The sequence below is a fragment of the Shewanella sp. KX20019 genome (assembly GCF_016757755.1).
Taxonomy (GTDB): Bacteria; Pseudomonadota; Gammaproteobacteria; order Enterobacterales; family Shewanellaceae; genus Shewanella.
On the sequence record NZ_CP068437.1, the window covers coordinates 2,583,765 to 2,601,080 of the forward strand.

Here is a 17,316-nt window from a genome sequence, read left to right on the forward strand (position 1 = left end):
TAGGTCGTTTTACATTTGTTTAGTGCGATCTGCTTTCAAGGTGAATTTCGAATCCATCTCCCATCTACATCGCTTAAAACATTATTATCAAATGTAGTGAAGTTATTGCTTGTATCCGTCTAAGAATTCGCCGACTTCAGCCAGTGCTTTGGTTAGCTCATCTTTATAAGGTAAAAAGACGACCCTAAAATGATCAGGCTCTGGCCAGTTAAACGCAGTCCCTTGCACTAAAAGTATCTTCTTCTCTTTTAACAGATCCAGCACTAGGCGTTCGTCGTCGCGTAAATTAAACTTTTTCTGATCTAGCTTTGCAAAAGCATATAACGCACCTTTGGGCTTAACCACACTGATACCAGGGATCTGATTTAGCATCTCAACACAGGTATCTCTTTGAATGCACAGTCGGCCGCCAGGTTGTACCAGTTCCTGTATGCTTTGATAACCGCCTAACGCGGTTTGAATTGCATGTTGATTGGGAACATTAGCGCACAGCCGCATAGATGCCAGCATATCTAAGCCCTCTATATAACTTTTGGCAGACTTTAAGTTGCCAGTAAGCATCATCCAGCCAACACGGAATCCCGCCGCTCTATAAACCTTTGACAGTCCATTAAAGGTGACGGTTAAAATATCATTCGACAGGCTTGCTGATGGAATATGCTTAGCGTCGTCATACAGGATTTTGTCATAGATCTCATCGCTAAATAGGATCATATCGTGCTGTCGACACAACTCGATGACTTCAAGAATGAGTTCTTTGGAATATACCGCGCCAGTCGGGTTATTGGGGTTAATAAGCACAATCCCGCGTGTACGTGGGGTGATTTTGCTTTTTATGTCATCAATATCAGGAAACCACTCAGACTGTTCATCACAGCGATAATGCTGAGCTTTGCCTCCCGACAGATGTACAGCTGCTGTCCATAGCGGATAATCGGGTGAGGGGATAAGCACCTCATCATCACTGTTGAGTAACCCCTGCATTGCCATTACGATGAGTTCTGACACACCATTACCAATGTAGATATCTTCTATATCTACCCCAAAGATCCCTTGTGATTGGTAGTGTTGAACAATGGCTTTTCGGGCCGAAAATAGTCCTTTAGACTCACAGTAACCCTGAGCACTTGGTAGGTTTAAAATAACATCGCGTACGATCTCTTCTGGCGCTTCAAACCCAAAAGGAGCGGGATTACCGATGTTGAGTTTTAAGATCCTATGACCTTCATCCTCTAGTCTTCGCGCTTCTTTATGAACAGGACCACGAATATCGTAGCAAACAGAGTCCAATTTGGTGGATTTAATAATTGGCCGCATCTAAACCTCGAAAATGCTTTAAAAATGAGTCTATTGTAGTTAAGACGTTAGTTGAGTGAACAATAGCTAAAAATAAATGACAAAGATAGCCCTTAATTTTCAATTTATTGGTCAGATCTATCGTTCCGGCATAGGCTAATAAGTATTGGTGACGTTATATGCTACATAAGCTGTCGCAGTTGGCGTATGTGACTGCTGCGGCTTGTAGTTCACTAGGTTATTCGCTAGTTGATCAAAATCAATAAAAGGCTAATTGATTCACTCGTTGCTCAGTAAGTCATATAAAACGTATTTAATAAGGGATTAAAGCTGAATTATGTAGTGATTCATTGCGGTTTAAGGCAATAAAAAAGCCAACCTTATTAGGTTGGCTTTTTTAGAAACGATGAAAGGTTAAACGCGCTTCTTAAATTCGTTAGTGCGAGTATCAATTTCGATCATATCGCCAGTCTTAACGAAATCAGCAACGCTCAATGTGCTACCACCAGCGATGGTAGCAGGTTTCATCACTTTACCTGAAGTATCGCCACGAGCTGAAGGCTCGGTATAGGTCACTTCACGAGTTACTGTAATAGGTAGCTCTACCGAGATGGCTTTCTCTTCATAGAAAGTGACTTGGCAGATATCTTCTATACCGTCAACAATGTACGCCGCAGCGTCACCTAGGTTTTCTGCTTCTACGTCATACTGGTTGTATTCAGCATCCATGAATACATACATAGGATCGGCATAGTATGAGTAAGTACAGTCAAGACGCTCAAGAATGATGTCATCTAACTTATCATCGCCTTTAAACGTTGTTTCAGTTGTAGAATCAAGTAAAACGTTTTTAAGCTTTAACTTTACGATAGCAGCATTACGGCCAGATCGAGTTGTTTCAGTCTTTAGTACAACCCACGGGCTGCCATCTAACATGATCACGTTACCAGGACGGATTTCATGAGCAGTTTTCATTACACTATTTCCTATTTTTGGTTTTTCTATTTCAACGCAGTATCTTAGCTATTTTTGACGAATTGAACTAGTCGAGAAGCAAGATCTGCATCATTTAATATGCTAATTGGCCATTGTTGTGCGTGAAGTGACATCTCTGGCTTGATAAAATCGAGTTTTCCCCACTCTTCAGCCGTAGCTCCTGCTTGCTCTGTATTAAAAGCAATATTGAGTGCACGATAGCTTTTACTCGCTTGTGGGCTGAGATTATCACAATAGCATTGCAGAAATGCGGCTAATTTTTCAAGATGATAATCTTCGTCTTGAGGATAAATATGCCAAATAAACGGTTTAGCGGCCCATTGGGCACGTAAAAATGAGTCTTCACCGCGAACAATATTAACGTCACAACTCCACAGCAGCTGATCGTAACCTTGCTGATCGGTCATCGGTAGAATATGAAGCGTAAGATTGCCGTGCACAATCTGCTGACCAGCACTCAGTTCAGGTATAGAACAAGGCAATATGGTTTTCAGGCTGTTTAAACTGCGGCCTTTGGGGATAAGCGCATGGATCCGCTTATTTGACTGCATCCATAATTGGCATAAACCAAGTAAGGAAGCTGTCTCGTAACTGAAAACACTGACCACTGTATCGTTATCATCAATATTGCTAAGGCCAAGCTTACTGAACAACTCACGACGATTTTTACGATTAGACTGCCACACAGTTCGCCTGTCTAGTGTGTCTTTTTCGCAAATTAAGCCACCTGTTTGAGACGTAAAACCAGGGAAGTAAAAGTGTTTTTTAAGACCATTATTTTGCATTGAGGGGAGGCCATGACAACCTTCAACCCAAGATTCTGCGCTTAAGTACTCTAAATTTAACCACACAGGGGCAGCTGGAGCGCTTTCATCTTGCTTATGGACCTGATGCTGCGCATGCATTGCTTCCACAACGCTGTTAGGCAGATCACAGGCGAATGCTTCGATGACGACGTCTGCTGCGCGGTAGCGTACTGGTAATGGCTCTGCCCAGAGGTTTATCTGGACACCGTTATGTTGCTGACTATTTAGACTTGGGTCCAATTGCGGCAAAATATGACGGAAGCTTTCTAGGTCATCTACCCATAAGGTGATATTAAATTGGTATTCATCTGTCAGTTGCTTCGCAAGTCTCCAAGTGACTCCGATGTCACCATAGTTATCGACCACACAGCAAAATATATCCCAGTGATTTGTCGTTTGTAGTGGCTTTACAGCGCAATGAGTCAATGCTTTACACCATTTGTAATTTTGTCTTTAAATACAAAAAACGGCATAAATGCCGTTTTTTGTATTAGAGATGAACAAACAAGCGCGTTTGTTAATCTTCTAGTTCAGCTAAACACATCTCTTCATAGATCTGCTTAACCCATGCGTCAACACGTTCTTCGGTGAGTTCTGGTTGACGGTCTTCGTCAATACCCAGTCCTACAAAGTGCTTGTCATCAACTAAGCCTTTTGATGCTTCAAAATCGTAGCCTGCAGTTGGCCAGTGGCCAATAACAATGCCGCCACGACCTTCAACGATTTCGTTAACCATGCCCATGGCATCAAGGAAATACTCAGCGTAATCCTCTTGGTCACCACAACCAAAAATGGCGACTAACTTATCTTCAAAGTTTACTTGCTCTAGATCAGGGAAAAAATCATCCCAATCACACTGCGCTTCACCGTAATACCAAGTTGGGATCCCGAAAAGAAGCAGATCATACTCTGCAATCTGTTCTTTGGTACTTTTGGCGATATCTTTCACCTCAACCATTTTTTTACCCAGCTTTTTCTGGATCATTTTGGCGACGGCTTCGGTGTTGCCTGTATCAGACCCGAAAAAAAGACCTACTGTAGCCATTGTTGTTCCTTTAATATCTAGTTCACTTTAAGGTATGCGTGCTGCAAAAACGTCTAATCATTCACTTGCTTTTGCAGTATTAATTCAATTAACTGACTGCGGCTGATATTACTGGCCATTGCCTGTTCATTCAAGGCGTCATACAAATCTTGTGACACCTTTAACTCTATTCGCTTTAATCCGTTCGCTCGGTCGCGTTGGATCTGATTTCTTTTATTAATTTTTAGCTGCTGGTCCCGTGGCAATGGATTGCTACGAGGACGACCACGTCGTTTTTCTGTTGCGAACAGATCAATGGTGGTTCTATCTGATGTTTCTTTTGCCATTGATTCTAATTTAACCGATGCCTGAACCTTCCCAGGTCATCTGTATAATCCCTTTTGCGATAAACCCGGCACAGCCGAGAAATAAAACTAACCACACAATATATCGACCAAACTTAGGCACTTGGCCCTGCTTTAGTACATCGTGAATGGCCATACCAATAAAAAAGAAAATGGCTGCAAAAAACAGGTTTAAGCCTAAGGCTTCAATCTGCTCCATATGCTGCATCAACATCTACCATTCCTTCTGGCCAAAAAAAGTGGCGCGAATATACCATATAAGTTTTAAAGCGGCTATACGCTTTACATCATATTAGTCGTAAATCTAAGTCAATTACTGATAAGGAAATCTTTTACTACACGGTTAAAAACGTTTGCTTTTTGAGCATGAAGCCAATGGCCAGTACCCTCGATAGTCTTCCCTTTTATTGCTGGGAATAGCTCAATTATAGCGCTTCGATGGGCTGATGTGACGTAGTCTGAGTCGCCGCCACGGATCAATAAACATGGCCCAGTATATTTAGTGGTAAATTTTGGCCAACTGATGATGTCATCATAGCTTTGCTTTAGCCCTGTTAGATTCATCTTCCATTCAAAGCCAATATCAGTTCGTTTAAGTGACTTAATCAAGAACATCGCTGTACCGTCATCAATATCTAGACTCTGCATATGCGTAAGTGCATCACGTCTACCGTCAATTGATCTTAATGGCATTGTTTCGAGCGCATTAAAGACTTTGTCATGACGACTACTGTATGCAACAGGGGCAATATCGGCAATAACCAGTTTACTGACACATTCTGGATAGATGAGGGCGGTTGCCATGGCAATTTTGCCGCCCATCGAATGTCCGACGATTATGGCATCGGTTATGTTGAGTGTGTTGAGTAACTGTTTTACGTCATCTGCTAATGAAGGGTAGGTCATCGAAGAGACATGTTTGCTACTGCCATGGTTGGCGACATCGACTCGTACCACAGTAAAACAATCTTCTAAGGCTTTCCCAAGAGACTTTAGGTTATCGAGATCGCCAAATAGCCCGTGGATTAGAATGACAACAGGTCCGCTGCCATGGGTCGTATAGTGCATTTTATGCTCGCCTAAAAGATCAATTGGTGCAAGATTGTGCCTGTATCCTGTTTATAATCCAAGTAAGGTCATAAAAATGTCACCTCTTTGGCGCATTATTAACCGCTTAGTTAGTTAACTAGCCTTACTTTCTTATTTGGATCGCAGTTTTCAATTATTGGCGCTTTATCAAGGCTCTAAACCTCGCTACACTGGGAGCAATATATAACACCAATCCACGTTTTCTACGTAAGGAAGATAACCGTTATGAAATATATCGAGGTTGATGAAGAACTTTATCGTCACATAGCCAGCAAAACAGAACAGATTGGTGAAAGTGCTTCAGATATTTTACGTCGAATATTAGGCCTACGTGTTGATGCCGTTGCTCAAGCTCAACCTGAAACGATCAGTCACCCAAGTTTAGAAAGTGACGATAACGCCGTAGAAGTCGTTAATGAAGCAAGCGTGGTTGAAAATAATACTCTTGCTAATTTTATCGAGTTAATTGATGCAGAGCAGTTAGCTGCACAAAAAGGTGCCGTCGGTCGATTTCTGTTTATTCTGGACACTGTATATCAGTCATCCAATAGTCAATTTGAACAAGTACTGCAGATCCAAGGGCGTGATAGATTGTATTTTGCGACGTCAAAGGAAGCGTTACTTAAAGCAAGTAAGTCTGCTAATCCAAAAGAGATTGGCAATAGTGGCTTTTGGGTGACTACCAACAATAACACCGCTAAGAAACGCACTATTTTGTCTGAAGTATTAACCCAATTTGGTACCGACGATGAGCAAGTTGTCGCCATCACTGACAAAGTATAATAGCGGTTATACGTTAACTAAAGGAGCTAGTTTTTGGCTATTCATGAAAGAGCGGGACTGATTGCTGAACAAAGGGATTTGGTCAATATATCTAAATTGGTAAGTTTGTACTATCGGTTAAGCCCTAATGTCAAAGAGGTGACACAACAGGTCACCTTTGGCACATCGGGTCATCGTGGTAGTGCTATTAAGCGCAGTTTTAACGAAGCCCACATTTTAGCGATTTCTCAAGCGGTAGCAGATTATCGTATCGAAGCTGCAATAACAGGCAAGCTTATATTAGGTATTGATACCCATGCGCTATCACAACCCGCTGCCATATCAGTTATTGAGGTTTTAGTCGCAAACAAAGTGACTGTGGCAGTTCATAAAAATGACGGTTTTACTCCTACACCAGTTGTCTCCCACGCTATCGTCTGTGCTAATAAACAGCTGGGTGATAAAGGTTTGGTCGATGGTCTCATCGTAACGCCTTCACATAATCCCCCTCAAGATGGTGGAATTAAATACAATCCTCCTCATGGCGGACCTGCTGAAGGGGATATCACCAACTGGATCCAAAATAGAGCAAATCACTATTTAGAACAAGACTTAGTGGGCGTTAAACGGATTGATTACAATAAAGCGTTGCAAACAGATTACGTCATTGCTGAAGATTTGATCACGCCCTATGTAAACGATCTTGCAAGCGTTATTAATATGTCGGCCATTGCCGATGCGAAACTGCATTTAGGCATAGATCCTCTTGGTGGCTCCGGTATTCATTACTGGCAGCCAATTGCGGACAGATATGGTTTTGACATTACAATAGTCAACAACAAGGTCGACCCGAGCTTTAGTTTCATGCCATTGGATAAAGATGGCAAGATCAGAATGGATTGCTCCTCTCCTTATGCTATGGCGGGTCTACTGGCGCATAAAGAGCAGTATGATCTATGTTTTGCTAATGATCCTGATTTTGATCGACACGGTATAGTATGTCCTGGCAGTGGTTTGATGAATCCAAACCATTTTCTCGCCGTTGCAATCGATTACCTTGTGACTCATCGCCCCAATTGGACCAATAGCATGGTCATCGGTAAAACATTAGTCTCAAGTGCGATGATAGATAAAGTCTGTGCTATGCATGATAAACGCATGTCTGAAGTACCTGTCGGCTTTAAATGGTTTGTCGATGGTCTGGCCAATAGTACGTTTGCCTTTGGCGGAGAGGAAAGCGCAGGAGCGGCCTTTCTAAGGCTCGATGGTAGTACTTGGTGTACTGATAAAGATGGCTTTATCTTGTGTTTGTTAGCCGCAGAGATCTTAGCTGTTACCGGAAAAACACCGCAACAGCGCTATCTGGAGCTAGAACAGGAATTTGGTCAGAGTTATTACCAGCGCATTGACAGCCCCATTAGCTTAGAAAACAAAGCTAAGTTTGCTGAAATAACAGTGGATTCAATATCAGCGAAGACACTGGCGAACGATGTGATAATTCAGAAGCTCACACATGCTCCGGGTAATGGAGCTGCAATAGGGGGCATAAAAGTCGCAACCGACAATGGTTGGTTTGCGGCGCGTCCATCAGGGACTGAAGCACTGTTTAAGCTTTATGGTGAGAGTTTCATCAGCCAAGAACACTTACAACAATTGCTCAAAGATGCTGAAGTCATTGTCGAGCAAGCATTAGCGAACTAAAGTTTCACCGTTAACACCCATAAAGGCGCGCAACAGCGCCTTTTTTATAGCAATATTTAGAAGCTGATGTGACAGCTAGGTAAGTTATTCTTAGCCAAGTAATCTTGATGATAAGCTTCGGCCTCATGAAACTTTTGCGTTGGGACTATTTCAGTCACTATCTGCTTATCTCCCCACTTGCTACTTTCTATTAGCGCACGCTTTGCGCTTATCGCTTGGGTTTGTTGGCTGGCATCATGGAAAAATACACTGCTTCTATATTGGCTGCCTGTATCTTCCCCTTGGCGATTGAGCGTCGTAGGATTATGATTCGACCAAAAAATATCGAGCAACAATTCATAAGATACTTTGTTTGGGTCAAACTCAACGAGGACGACTTCTGCATGGCCAGTCGTGCCAGCTTTGACTTCAGAATAAGAAGAGTATTGGTCATCGCCACCCATGTAGCCACACGTACAGTCGGTTACGCCGTCAACTTGTTTGAAAAAATACTCAACACCCCAAAAACAACCAGCACCGAATGTAGCGTAAGCCATGTTGACTCCTTTATATTTGTTAGCCGTTTGGATGGCTAGATGGCCTCATTGTGTTTTATCTTTTTAATCATTGCAAGTACAATTTTGGCTAGCTGATTATTTGTTGAACTAAGCGGTTAAATTCGTTGGCTTAAGAGACTGTGTTTTATGCTAGTATTCAGTGCAATATCGCCAATGGGGATAGATTCTGTAAGGCATACAGGCTACCACTGAGCGAACTGACAAGGATAATAAGGAGTTGTTTGTGTTTCACGAATTGAAGCAGTCCAAGGATTTTCTAGCGCTAACTTTGGCGCATCCACAGTATCTTCCAGAGAGTTTTGAATTTGATTTAGGTTCGCACACTCATGTTGAAGTCTGGGATACTGGCGTTATTGTCTTTGAGCCTATGCAATCTAAGCACAGTAAAGATATTGTGTTGTCTTGTGCTGTACACGGCAATGAAACCGCACCTATAGAGCTGTGTAATTCACTCATAACGCAAATTCTATCAGAAGAGTTAAAATTGCAGCATCGGGTGATGTTCTTAATCGGTAACCCCGCCGCGATTCATAATGGCACTCGATTTATTGATGAGAATCTGAATCGGCTATTTAATGGTGCGCATTCTCGTGGTGATGGTCTGTGTAATCCTGAGCGCGTTAGAGCACATAAACTAGAACAATACGTCGATAGGTTTTATGCCTCTCAGTCAGGGCAAAGACAACGCATTCATTATGATTTACATACGGCTATTCGCGGATCCAAACACGAAAAATTTGCGATTTATCCCTATCGTCCGGGTCGTAAATACAGCCGAGAGCAGATCATGTTCCTCGAGTCTTGCGGTGTAAACACCATTTTATTCCATCATGAACCGACGACAACTTTTAGCTATTTTTCGTCAGAGAACTATCGCGCGGATGCCTTCACCATAGAATTGGGCAAAGTATTCCCTATGGGGCAAAATGACATGACACGTTTTATCGCCTTGAAGGAGATGTTGACGCTATTGATGTCAGGTCGCAATTTACAACTGCCGAAATTTGATCTTAAACGTCTTAATCTTTATCAAGTATGCCGCTCCGTGAATAAACACTTTGACGATTTTGAATTTAATTTTACTAACGATGTTGAAAACTTCACTGCATTTCCAAAAGGTTACACTCTGGCGCAAGAGGGCGGTAAAGCCGTTAAAATTGAACATGAGTTTGAATCGATTGTTTTTCCAAATGCCAAAGTGCCTATCGGTCAACGAACAGTGCTGATGTTAAAGACGGCAGATGATAGTAATTTGGACTAAATTCAAACTGAATAATTTTGCATGTAAACCAATATATACATGCATAGAGGCGCTTAGTTGTCTTTTGAATGATGGGAAGTATTGAGAGTTAGTTTACGTTAACGTAATGTTCTTCCCGCGTATTAGAATAGATAGATGCTTCTTTTGACATTTGGAAGCATCATAAATAACAAGAGCACATTATGAGCAACGCAAAAACAAATGCTGAGACTGTCCATCGTGTGAGTTTTTTAGATAAAAACTCTATCGCGATCCCCATCCTTAAAGTATTACAAGCTGATGGCACTACTTACGAAAGTGCGGTATTACCCGTTATAGATGAAGCGCTGGCTAAGAAAATCCACGATACTTGTGTGTTTACCCGAGTATTAGACGAGCGTATGTTGGGAGCGCAGCGTCAAGGTCGTATCAGTTTTTATATGACCTGTACCGGTGAAGAGGCGTCTATCGTCGGCAGCACGGCTGCACTTGATGACGGCGATGTTATTTTAGCCCAGTACCGTGAGCATGCCGCTATTCGTTACCGAGGCTTTACCACTGAACAGTTTATGAACCAAATGTTCAGTAATGAAAAAGATTTAGGCAAAGGCCGTCAAATGCCAATCCATTACGGTAGCCAAGCATTAAACTATCAGACCATATCATCACCGCTAGCAACCCAAATTCCTCAAGCGACTGGCGTTGCGTATAGCTTGAAGATGCAAAAAAAGCGTAACATCGCTATTTGTTACTTTGGCGAAGGTGCTGCATCAGAAGGTGACTTCCATGCCGGCCTCAATATGGCTGCGGTATTAAATTCTCCTGTAATATTCTTCTGCCGTAATAATGGTTACGCTATTTCCACGCCAACTGAAGAGCAGTTTTCTGGTAACGGTATTGCAAGTCGCGGCCCGGGTTACGGTATGCATACTATTCGTGTTGATGGTAATGACATGCTGGCGGTATTGGCCGCAACGCAGCAGGCTCGTGCCTATGCACTAGATAATAATAAGCCTGTACTGATTGAAGCGATGACCTATCGTCTTGGTGCTCACTCATCATCAGATGATCCATCCGGTTATCGCTCAAAAGATGAAGAAGCAAAATGGCAACAGCACGATCCAGTAAAACGATTCAAATTGTGGATGATTAACAAAGGCTGGCTGAATGAGAAAGAAGATGCCGAACTTTATGTTAAATACCGTGAAGAGGTCCTAGCTGAACTTAAAGTTGCAGAGAAGATCCCGTTACCGCATTTAGATGAACTCATCCAAGACGTGTATGACAAGCCAACCCCCATATTAGAAAAACAGCTGGCCGATTTAAAAACACATATCAAGAAGTATCCAGAAGCCTATCCAAAAAGCGCAGGGAGAATATAAGCTGTGGCAGAGATGAATATGTTGCAAGCCATTAACGAAGCCCTGAGCTCGGAAATGGAAGCTGATAAAAAAATGATGGTTTTTGGTGAAGATGTTGGCCATTTTGGCGGCGTTTTTCGAGCAACATCAGGGCTACAAGAAAAATTTGGCCGTGATCGTTGCTTCAATACTCCGCTAACAGAGCAGGGCATTGCAGGTTTTGCCAACGGACTTGCCTCAAATGGCATGACAGCTGTTGCTGAGATCCAATTTGCCGATTATATCTTTCCAGCCATCGATCAGATCGTTAATGAAAGCGCCAAGTTCCGTTACCGCAGTGGTAATGAGTTTGACGTCGGTGGTTTAACGTTTAGAACGCCTTATGGTGGTGGTATTGCGGGTGGTCATTATCATTCACAATCACCAGAAGCCTATTTTACCCAAACGCCAGGCCTTAAAGTGGTTATACCGCGTAATCCTGAACAAGCGAAAGGCTTGTTGATTGCGTCAATCAGAGATAAAAACCCGGTTATTTTCTTTGAGCCTAAACGTCTTTACCGTGCATCTGTTGGCGAAGTTAGAGACGGTGACTTTGTCATCGAATTAGGTAAAGCAGAAGTCGTTCGTCAAGGCACAGACATTACGTTGTTAGGCTGGGGCGCTCAGATGGAGATACTAGAGAGTGCAGCGGATATGGCAGCAAAAAAAGGTATTTCATGTGAGGTTATTGATCTGCGTACCTTGTCTCCTTGGGATGTTGACACTGTTGCTGCTTCGGTTAAGAAAACCGGCAGATTACTGATCAACCACGAAGCACCGTTAACCGGTGGTTTTGCGGGGGAAATAGCGGCAACAATCCAGGAAGAGTGCTTCTTATACCTAGAATCACCTATTGCTCGCGTTTGTGGTTTGGATACTCCTTATCCACTTATCCATGAAAAAGAATATATGCCTGATGCTTTAAAAACATTTGAAGCCATTAAAGCATCGGTAAAATTTTAGGAGCTCGCCATGATTAAAGAGTTTATCCTGCCGGATATCGGTGAAGGCGTTGTTGAATGCGAGCTGGTTGAATGGTTAGTGAAGGAAGGTGATGTTGTCACTGAAGATCAGCCAATTGCCGATGTGATGACAGACAAAGCATTAGTGCAAATCCCAGCGCCTTATCCAGGAACTATCGCTAAGTTGTATTATGCCAAAGGTGAAATTGCTAAAGTGCATGCTCCTCTATACGCCGTTGATGTTATTGATGAAGGGGGAGCTCAAGCGGCAGTCATCACTGAACTTGCTGTTGCAGAAACTGTCAGCAGTAATCAGAGTCAAAACGACACCACGACAGCCAACGTCACTATTGAAGAGTTTTTGCTGCCTGATATTGGCGAAGGTATTGTGGAGTGTGAACTGGTAGAGTGGCTGGTTAGCGAAGGCGATACTGTGGTAGAAGATCAACCCATTGCTGATGTCATGACAGACAAAGCACTGGTGCAAATTCCCGCAATCAAAAATGGTAAAATTGCCAAACTACATTATCGTAAAGGGCAACTAGCCCAGGTACATGCACCGCTATTTGCTATTGAAGTTGCCGCGGAAACTCCAGTAGCAACAACGACGACTGTAAATACACAAGTAGAGCCTGTAGCAAACACTGTAATGAGTGAAAGTGCAGCACCTGCTTCGCAAGGTAAAGCGTTAGCAAGCCCTGCGGTGCGCCGCATGGCACGTGTATTAGACATAGATATATCGACAGTTAAAGGCACTGGCAAAAATGGCCGTGTATTTAAAGAAGATATTGAGCGCCATCAATCTCCAGCAGTCTCTACAAGTATTAACGTACCATCGGTAACGGCACCTGCGAGTGGCAATGTTTCAGACACACAGGCTATTGCTACTGGCGATCGCATCGAACCGATTAAAGGCGTTCGCGCGGTAATGGCTAGAATGATGACTGAATCAGTATCTACTATCCCACATTTTACCTATTGTGAAGAGTTTGACTTAACTGAACTCGTTGCACTGCGTGAGAGCATGAAGAAAAAGTATTCAACTGATGAGCTAAAACTCACTATGATGCCTTTCTTTATGAAATCGATGTCCTTAGCACTAGCTCAATTTCCTGACATGAATAGTCGTGTCAATGCCGACTGTACTGAGCAAACATTGTTATCGAGCCATAACATCGGGATGGCGGTTGATTCTAAAGTTGGTTTGCTGGTGCCGAACGTGAAAGATGTGCAAAATAAAACGATTTTACAAGTGGCTGCAGAGATCACTCGTTTAACCACTGCCGCGCGTAGCGGTAGAGTTTCTCCCGCTGATCTTAAAGGCGGCAGTATCTCAATTTCAAATATCGGTGCATTGGGTGGGACGGTTGCAACGCCTATCATCAATAAGCCAGAAGTCGCCATTGTGGCACTGGGTAAACTCCAAGTGTTACCTAGATTTAATGCTGCCGGCGAAGTTGAGGCTCGTAAGATTATGCAAGTGAGCTGGTCTGGCGATCACCGTGTGATCGATGGCGGTACTATTGCGCGCTTCTGTAACTTATGGAAGCTATACTTAGAGCAACCACAAGAGATGTTGCTTGCAATGCAGTAAACATTGCATTACAAGATAAAAAAAGGTGCTTAATAAAGCACCTTTTTTGTAACTGCATTTCCCTTAAGAGTTTTAAAACGGTTAATTATTCCGTATAATTCCGCGAATCAGTTATTGTCTTTGGTTGTAGTATGAGCGCATTTGTCCCTAGTATCGAAAGTATTGATTATCCATTTCCAGCTAAGCCGCTTCCTTTGTCTGACATAGAAAAGGAGCAATCTAAAGACCGCATTAAACAGTTATTGAAACAGCGTAACGCCGTTCTAGTTGCCCACTATTATACCGATCCAGAAATTCAAGCATTGGCCGAAGAAACTGGCGGATGTGTTTCAGACTCACTGGAAATGGCCCGTTTTGGTCGTGATCATCCAGCAAAAACGCTTATCGTTGCAGGCGTGAAGTTTATGGGGGAAACCTCCAAGATCCTAAGTCCTGATAAAACAGTACTAATGCCGACACTCGACGCGACTTGTTCGCTTGATATTGGTTGTCCGATTGAAACATTCAGTGAATTTTGCGATGCCCATCCGGAACACACTGTTGTTGTTTATGCCAACACATCTGCAGCGGTCAAGGCTAGAGCAGATTGGGTCGTTACCTCTAGCATTGCGTTAGAAATCGTTGAGCACCTAGACAGTGAAGGTAAAAAGATCATTTGGGGCCCCGATCGACATCTTGGTGGTTATATCGCCAAAGAGACCGGCGCCGAGATGTTAATGTGGCAAGGTGACTGTATTGTCCATGATGAATTTAAGGCCAAAGCGTTAACGGAGTTAAAAAAATTACATCCGACTGCCGCGATATTGGTTCACCCTGAGTCGCCGGCCAGTGTCGTAGAACTTGCTGATGCGGTCGGCTCAACAAGTCAACTGATTAAATCTGCTCAAACAATGGATAACGATAAGTTTATTGTTGCCACTGACAGAGGTATTTTTTATAAGATGCAGCAAGCTGCACCGAATAAAACATTAATTGAAGCCCCTACGGGTGGCAATGGTGCTACATGTAAAAGTTGCGCACACTGCCCATGGATGGCCATGAATGGGTTAAAGGCTATCGAGAGTTCTCTGGAAATGGATGCACAACAACAGCATGAGATCTTCGTCGATGAATCATTAAGATTGGATGCATTAAAGCCTCTCGACAGAATGCTAGACTTTGCAAAAAACCTCAATATGAAAGTGAAAGGTAACGCATAGTTAACGTTACTCTTTGTCACATATTTAGTGAATAGATGATCTAGATCACTCATTAGGTGTTCTTGTATAATAAGCCTGCAATTGCAGGCTTTTTTTGTGGTAATTTTATCAAACAACTGTTTACCTGAAATTGGTTTCGTTTATGCTATGCAACAAATTGATTTAAATATAAATAAGGCTTACGAATGAAATGGAATTGGATCGGCAACCTTACGTTAAAGCAGAAATTTGTGATTGTAATAGCGCCCCCTTTATTGGCCTCCATTATTTTTGGCGGGTTGTATGCGTATGACCAATACAAGTTAACGAAAGAGCTCGATCAGGTACTTATTTTGAGTCAGCTAGCCGTCAAGAATAGTAGTTTGGTTCATGAAATTCAAAAAGAGCGGGGCATGAGCGCCGGTTTTATTGGCTCAAATGGTTCAGCGTTCAAAAGCAAGTTACCCGCCCAACATAAAAAAACAGACAAGCTTTTAAACTCCTTTGAGTTATTCCTTAACAGCCAGCCGCTGCCTTCTACTTTTACAACTGAGATCAACAACAGCAGAAATTTAATCAATGAAATTGCTGATATACGCAGACAAGTAATGGCGGTGACGATTAGTGTTGCCGAAGAGGTCGAATTTTATACTGAGTTAAACAAAGAGCTACTTAGTATTGTCGACCTAACAGCAAGAAATGGCGCTAATCAACAGATAGCGATTAAGGCCGCCGCATTTGCATCGTTTCTGCAGCTAAAAGAGCGTGCGGGAATTGAGCGAGCGGTACTAAGCTCAACCTTTGGTAACGACCAATTTAAAGTAGGTGTTTATCGCCGTTTCATTACACTAGTGTCAGAGCAGGGGGCTTATCAAGAACGTTTCTTGGCGTTAACCGATCCGCAAAGCTACGTGAGTTTCCAGCAGTTGATGACAAACTCCGCATTTAGGGAGGTTGATGCTTATCGTACTATCGGTTTTGCGCAAAACAAACAGCAACTAGCGCAACAAAAGCCTGAGTCATGGTTTAAAACTGCGTCTGAACGGATAGAACTGTTAAGCCAATTTGAACAGCAGTTATCGAGTGATTTAATCAGTGAGACACAACTAAGGTTAGCCATTGCCAATAGATACCTCTATCTAACTTTAGCGGTGTTGGTACTGGCTGGCGGTATGGTGTTGCTGCTGTCCATTTCTGTGATGCGATTTATCCATGAAAGTGTTTCCAATCTCCAGCGAACAGTGACTTTAGCGCGAGAGAATTTTGATCTTAGTGTCAGAATAGTTCAAAACAGTGATGATGAATTTGGTCACCTAGCCAGAGCATTTAACGGCATGATGACTGACTTTGAACAGGTTATTGCGCACGTTACTAACAATTCAACAGTTTTATTTCAAGCTGTTGAGAAGTTAGAGCAACATTCCACACAGCTAAAAAGTGATGTCGAAATTGGTCACAGTGAAGTGGAGCAAGTTGCTTCCGCAATGACGGAGATGAGTGCTACCGTTGCGGAAATAGCCATTAATGCCGAAAATGCGTCAGAGGCATCTGCAGAGGCTAACATTGAAGCACAAGAAGGTAACGCTGAAGTTGGTCGTTCAAGTGCTGCTATTAACTTACTTGCGAGTGATATGAACAAGTCTGCACAGGCACTGCAAGCACTTGAACTAGATATTCAAGGCATTGTGACTGTGTCTGATGTTATTAGCGGCATTGCAGAGCAAACTAACTTATTGGCACTAAATGCTGCCATCGAAGCTGCCAGAGCCGGTGAAATGGGGCGAGGCTTCGCTGTCGTAGCCGATGAAGTACGTAGCCTTGCACAGCGTGCACAAAGTGCAACCGGTGATATTAAGGCTATGACGGAGCGATTAAGCTCAGGGGCTAGTATTGCTGTACGTTCGATGGAACAAGGTACGAAACAAGCAAGTCTAAGTGTTGAAGAAGCTGACAAAGTCAGTGCAGAGCTTAGAAAGATAGTTGAACATGTGGGGGTTATCGATAGCATGAACGAACAGATAGCTGCATCGACACATGAGCAAAGTGCAGTAGCGGAAGAGGTTAACCAAAACGCACTGAAGATAAGCGAGATCTATGTACAAACTCACTCAATCGCTAATGAGCTTCAATCTCTTACCAATGAGTTAGTTAAAGGCTCAAGTAACGTTACTAAAGAGGTCAGTAAGTTTAAGTTGAGTTGAGTAAAAACGCGACGGATCCCGCTATTTTGGTTAGCAAGTATGCAAACACCATTGTTGGCCACAAATACGCTTGACGCAATTGCAGCTTTTGCGTAAAGTAGCGCTCCGTTGGCAACGTAAGCTACGTTGTTAGCTATTGTGATGA

General features: G+C 42.8%; 16 protein-coding genes. 8 read left to right on the forward strand and 8 right to left on the reverse strand.

Annotated features, from left to right (window positions below):
• Positions 1 to 102 precede the first annotated feature (102 nt).
• The 7 genes from JK628_RS11300 to JK628_RS11330 all read right to left on the reverse strand — a co-directional run bounded on the left by JK628_RS11300 (position 103) and on the right by JK628_RS11330 (position 5,555).
• Positions 103 to 1,317: a pyridoxal phosphate-dependent aminotransferase gene (locus tag JK628_RS11300; RefSeq protein WP_202289557.1), complete on the reverse strand. Its 1,215-nt coding sequence runs from the start codon at positions 1,315 to 1,317 to the stop codon at positions 103 to 105.
• A gap of 393 nt (positions 1,318 to 1,710) precedes the next feature.
• Positions 1,711 to 2,271 (reverse strand): elongation factor P, encoded by a 561-nt coding sequence (gene efp / locus JK628_RS11305; protein ID WP_202289558.1) that lies wholly within the window; start codon positions 2,269 to 2,271, stop codon positions 1,711 to 1,713.
• Positions 2,272 to 2,315: 44 nt separating this feature from the next.
• Complete coding sequence (earP, locus tag JK628_RS11310) at positions 2,316 to 3,524, reverse strand: elongation factor P maturation arginine rhamnosyltransferase EarP (protein ID WP_202289559.1); 1,209 nt, start codon at positions 3,522 to 3,524, stop codon at positions 2,316 to 2,318.
• A gap of 91 nt (positions 3,525 to 3,615) precedes the next feature.
• On the reverse strand, positions 3,616 to 4,143 hold the full coding sequence (gene fldA, locus JK628_RS11315; RefSeq protein WP_202289560.1) for a flavodoxin FldA: 528 nt from the start codon (positions 4,141 to 4,143) through the stop codon (positions 3,616 to 3,618).
• A 53-nt stretch (positions 4,144 to 4,196) separates the two neighbouring features.
• Positions 4,197 to 4,469 (reverse strand): LexA regulated protein, encoded by a 273-nt coding sequence (gene ybfE, locus JK628_RS11320; RefSeq protein ID WP_202289561.1) that lies wholly within the window; start codon positions 4,467 to 4,469, stop codon positions 4,197 to 4,199.
• Positions 4,470 to 4,479: 10 nt separating this feature from the next.
• Complete coding sequence (locus JK628_RS11325; protein ID WP_202289562.1) at positions 4,480 to 4,701, reverse strand: DUF2788 domain-containing protein; 222 nt, start codon at positions 4,699 to 4,701, stop codon at positions 4,480 to 4,482.
• 95 nt (positions 4,702 to 4,796) lie between these two features.
• Positions 4,797 to 5,555, reverse strand: a complete 759-nt coding sequence (locus JK628_RS11330) for an alpha/beta fold hydrolase (protein ID WP_202289563.1) — start codon at positions 5,553 to 5,555, stop codon at positions 4,797 to 4,799.
• Positions 5,556 to 5,801: 246 nt separating this feature from the next.
• On the opposite strand from JK628_RS11330, the gene seqA reads away from it, so the two are divergent.
• Positions 5,802 to 6,359 (forward strand): replication initiation negative regulator SeqA, encoded by a 558-nt coding sequence (gene seqA / locus JK628_RS11335; RefSeq protein ID WP_202289564.1) that lies wholly within the window; start codon positions 5,802 to 5,804, stop codon positions 6,357 to 6,359.
• A 33-nt stretch (positions 6,360 to 6,392) separates the two neighbouring features.
• Positions 6,393 to 8,039 carry a phosphoglucomutase (alpha-D-glucose-1,6-bisphosphate-dependent) gene (pgm, locus tag JK628_RS11340; protein WP_202289565.1) on the forward strand — a complete coding sequence of 549 codons (1,647 nt, stop codon included), beginning with the start codon at positions 6,393 to 6,395 and terminating at the stop codon, positions 8,037 to 8,039.
• Between the two features lie 56 nt (positions 8,040 to 8,095).
• Here the strand turns inward: pgm and msrA are convergent, their stop codons facing one another.
• The gene (msrA, locus tag JK628_RS11345; protein ID WP_202289566.1) at positions 8,096 to 8,575 is read right to left on the reverse strand and encodes a peptide-methionine (S)-S-oxide reductase MsrA; all 480 of its coding nucleotides are present in this window, start codon (positions 8,573 to 8,575) and stop codon (positions 8,096 to 8,098) included.
• Between the two features lie 244 nt (positions 8,576 to 8,819).
• Here msrA and astE point away from each other — a divergent pair, with 244 nt between their 5' ends.
• The 6 genes from astE (at position 8,820) to JK628_RS11375 (ending at position 17,171) form a co-directional block, all read left to right on the forward strand.
• Positions 8,820 to 9,857 (forward strand): succinylglutamate desuccinylase, encoded by a 1,038-nt coding sequence (gene astE / locus JK628_RS11350; RefSeq protein ID WP_202289567.1) that lies wholly within the window; start codon positions 8,820 to 8,822, stop codon positions 9,855 to 9,857.
• A 182-nt stretch (positions 9,858 to 10,039) separates the two neighbouring features.
• Positions 10,040 to 11,218 (forward strand): thiamine pyrophosphate-dependent dehydrogenase E1 component subunit alpha, encoded by a 1,179-nt coding sequence (locus JK628_RS11355; protein WP_202289568.1) that lies wholly within the window; start codon positions 10,040 to 10,042, stop codon positions 11,216 to 11,218.
• 3 nt (positions 11,219 to 11,221) lie between these two features.
• A complete protein-coding gene (locus tag JK628_RS11360) occupies positions 11,222 to 12,199 on the forward strand; it encodes an alpha-ketoacid dehydrogenase subunit beta (protein ID WP_202289569.1) in 978 nt (325 codons plus the stop codon).
• A gap of 9 nt (positions 12,200 to 12,208) precedes the next feature.
• Entirely contained in the window at positions 12,209 to 13,792 is a 1,584-nt protein-coding gene (locus JK628_RS11365) for a dihydrolipoyllysine-residue acetyltransferase (protein ID WP_202289570.1), read from the forward strand.
• A gap of 131 nt (positions 13,793 to 13,923) precedes the next feature.
• Complete coding sequence (nadA, locus tag JK628_RS11370) at positions 13,924 to 14,991, forward strand: quinolinate synthase NadA (protein WP_202289571.1); 1,068 nt, start codon at positions 13,924 to 13,926, stop codon at positions 14,989 to 14,991.
• Positions 14,992 to 15,176: 185 nt separating this feature from the next.
• Complete coding sequence (locus tag JK628_RS11375; RefSeq protein ID WP_202289572.1) at positions 15,177 to 17,171, forward strand: methyl-accepting chemotaxis protein; 1,995 nt, start codon at positions 15,177 to 15,179, stop codon at positions 17,169 to 17,171.
• Positions 17,172 to 17,316: the final 145 nt, after the last annotated feature.

What these genes read in the sequence shown, in the direction of transcription:
- JK628_RS11375 (WP_202289572.1), top strand. Translation starts at nt 15,177, where the DNA reads ATGAAATGGAATTGGATCGGCAACCTTACGTTAAAGCAGAAATTTGTG.
- JK628_RS11330 (WP_202289563.1), bottom strand. Translation starts at nt 5,555, where the DNA reads ATGCACTATACGACCCATGGCAGCGGACCTGTTGTCATTCTAATCCAC.
- JK628_RS11325 (WP_202289562.1), bottom strand. Translation starts at nt 4,701, where the DNA reads ATGTTGATGCAGCATATGGAGCAGATTGAAGCCTTAGGCTTAAACCTG.
- JK628_RS11300 (WP_202289557.1), bottom strand. Translation starts at nt 1,317, where the DNA reads ATGCGGCCAATTATTAAATCCACCAAATTGGACTCTGTTTGCTACGAT.
- msrA (WP_202289566.1), bottom strand. Translation starts at nt 8,575, where the DNA reads ATGGCTTACGCTACATTCGGTGCTGGTTGTTTTTGGGGTGTTGAGTAT.
- JK628_RS11355 (WP_202289568.1), top strand. Translation starts at nt 10,040, where the DNA reads ATGAGCAACGCAAAAACAAATGCTGAGACTGTCCATCGTGTGAGTTTT.
- fldA (WP_202289560.1), bottom strand. Translation starts at nt 4,143, where the DNA reads ATGGCTACAGTAGGTCTTTTTTTCGGGTCTGATACAGGCAACACCGAA.
- ybfE (WP_202289561.1), bottom strand. Translation starts at nt 4,469, where the DNA reads ATGGCAAAAGAAACATCAGATAGAACCACCATTGATCTGTTCGCAACA.
- seqA (WP_202289564.1), top strand. Translation starts at nt 5,802, where the DNA reads ATGAAATATATCGAGGTTGATGAAGAACTTTATCGTCACATAGCCAGC.
- nadA (WP_202289571.1), top strand. Translation starts at nt 13,924, where the DNA reads ATGAGCGCATTTGTCCCTAGTATCGAAAGTATTGATTATCCATTTCCA.
- JK628_RS11365 (WP_202289570.1), top strand. Translation starts at nt 12,209, where the DNA reads ATGATTAAAGAGTTTATCCTGCCGGATATCGGTGAAGGCGTTGTTGAA.
- efp (WP_202289558.1), bottom strand. Translation starts at nt 2,271, where the DNA reads ATGAAAACTGCTCATGAAATCCGTCCTGGTAACGTGATCATGTTAGAT.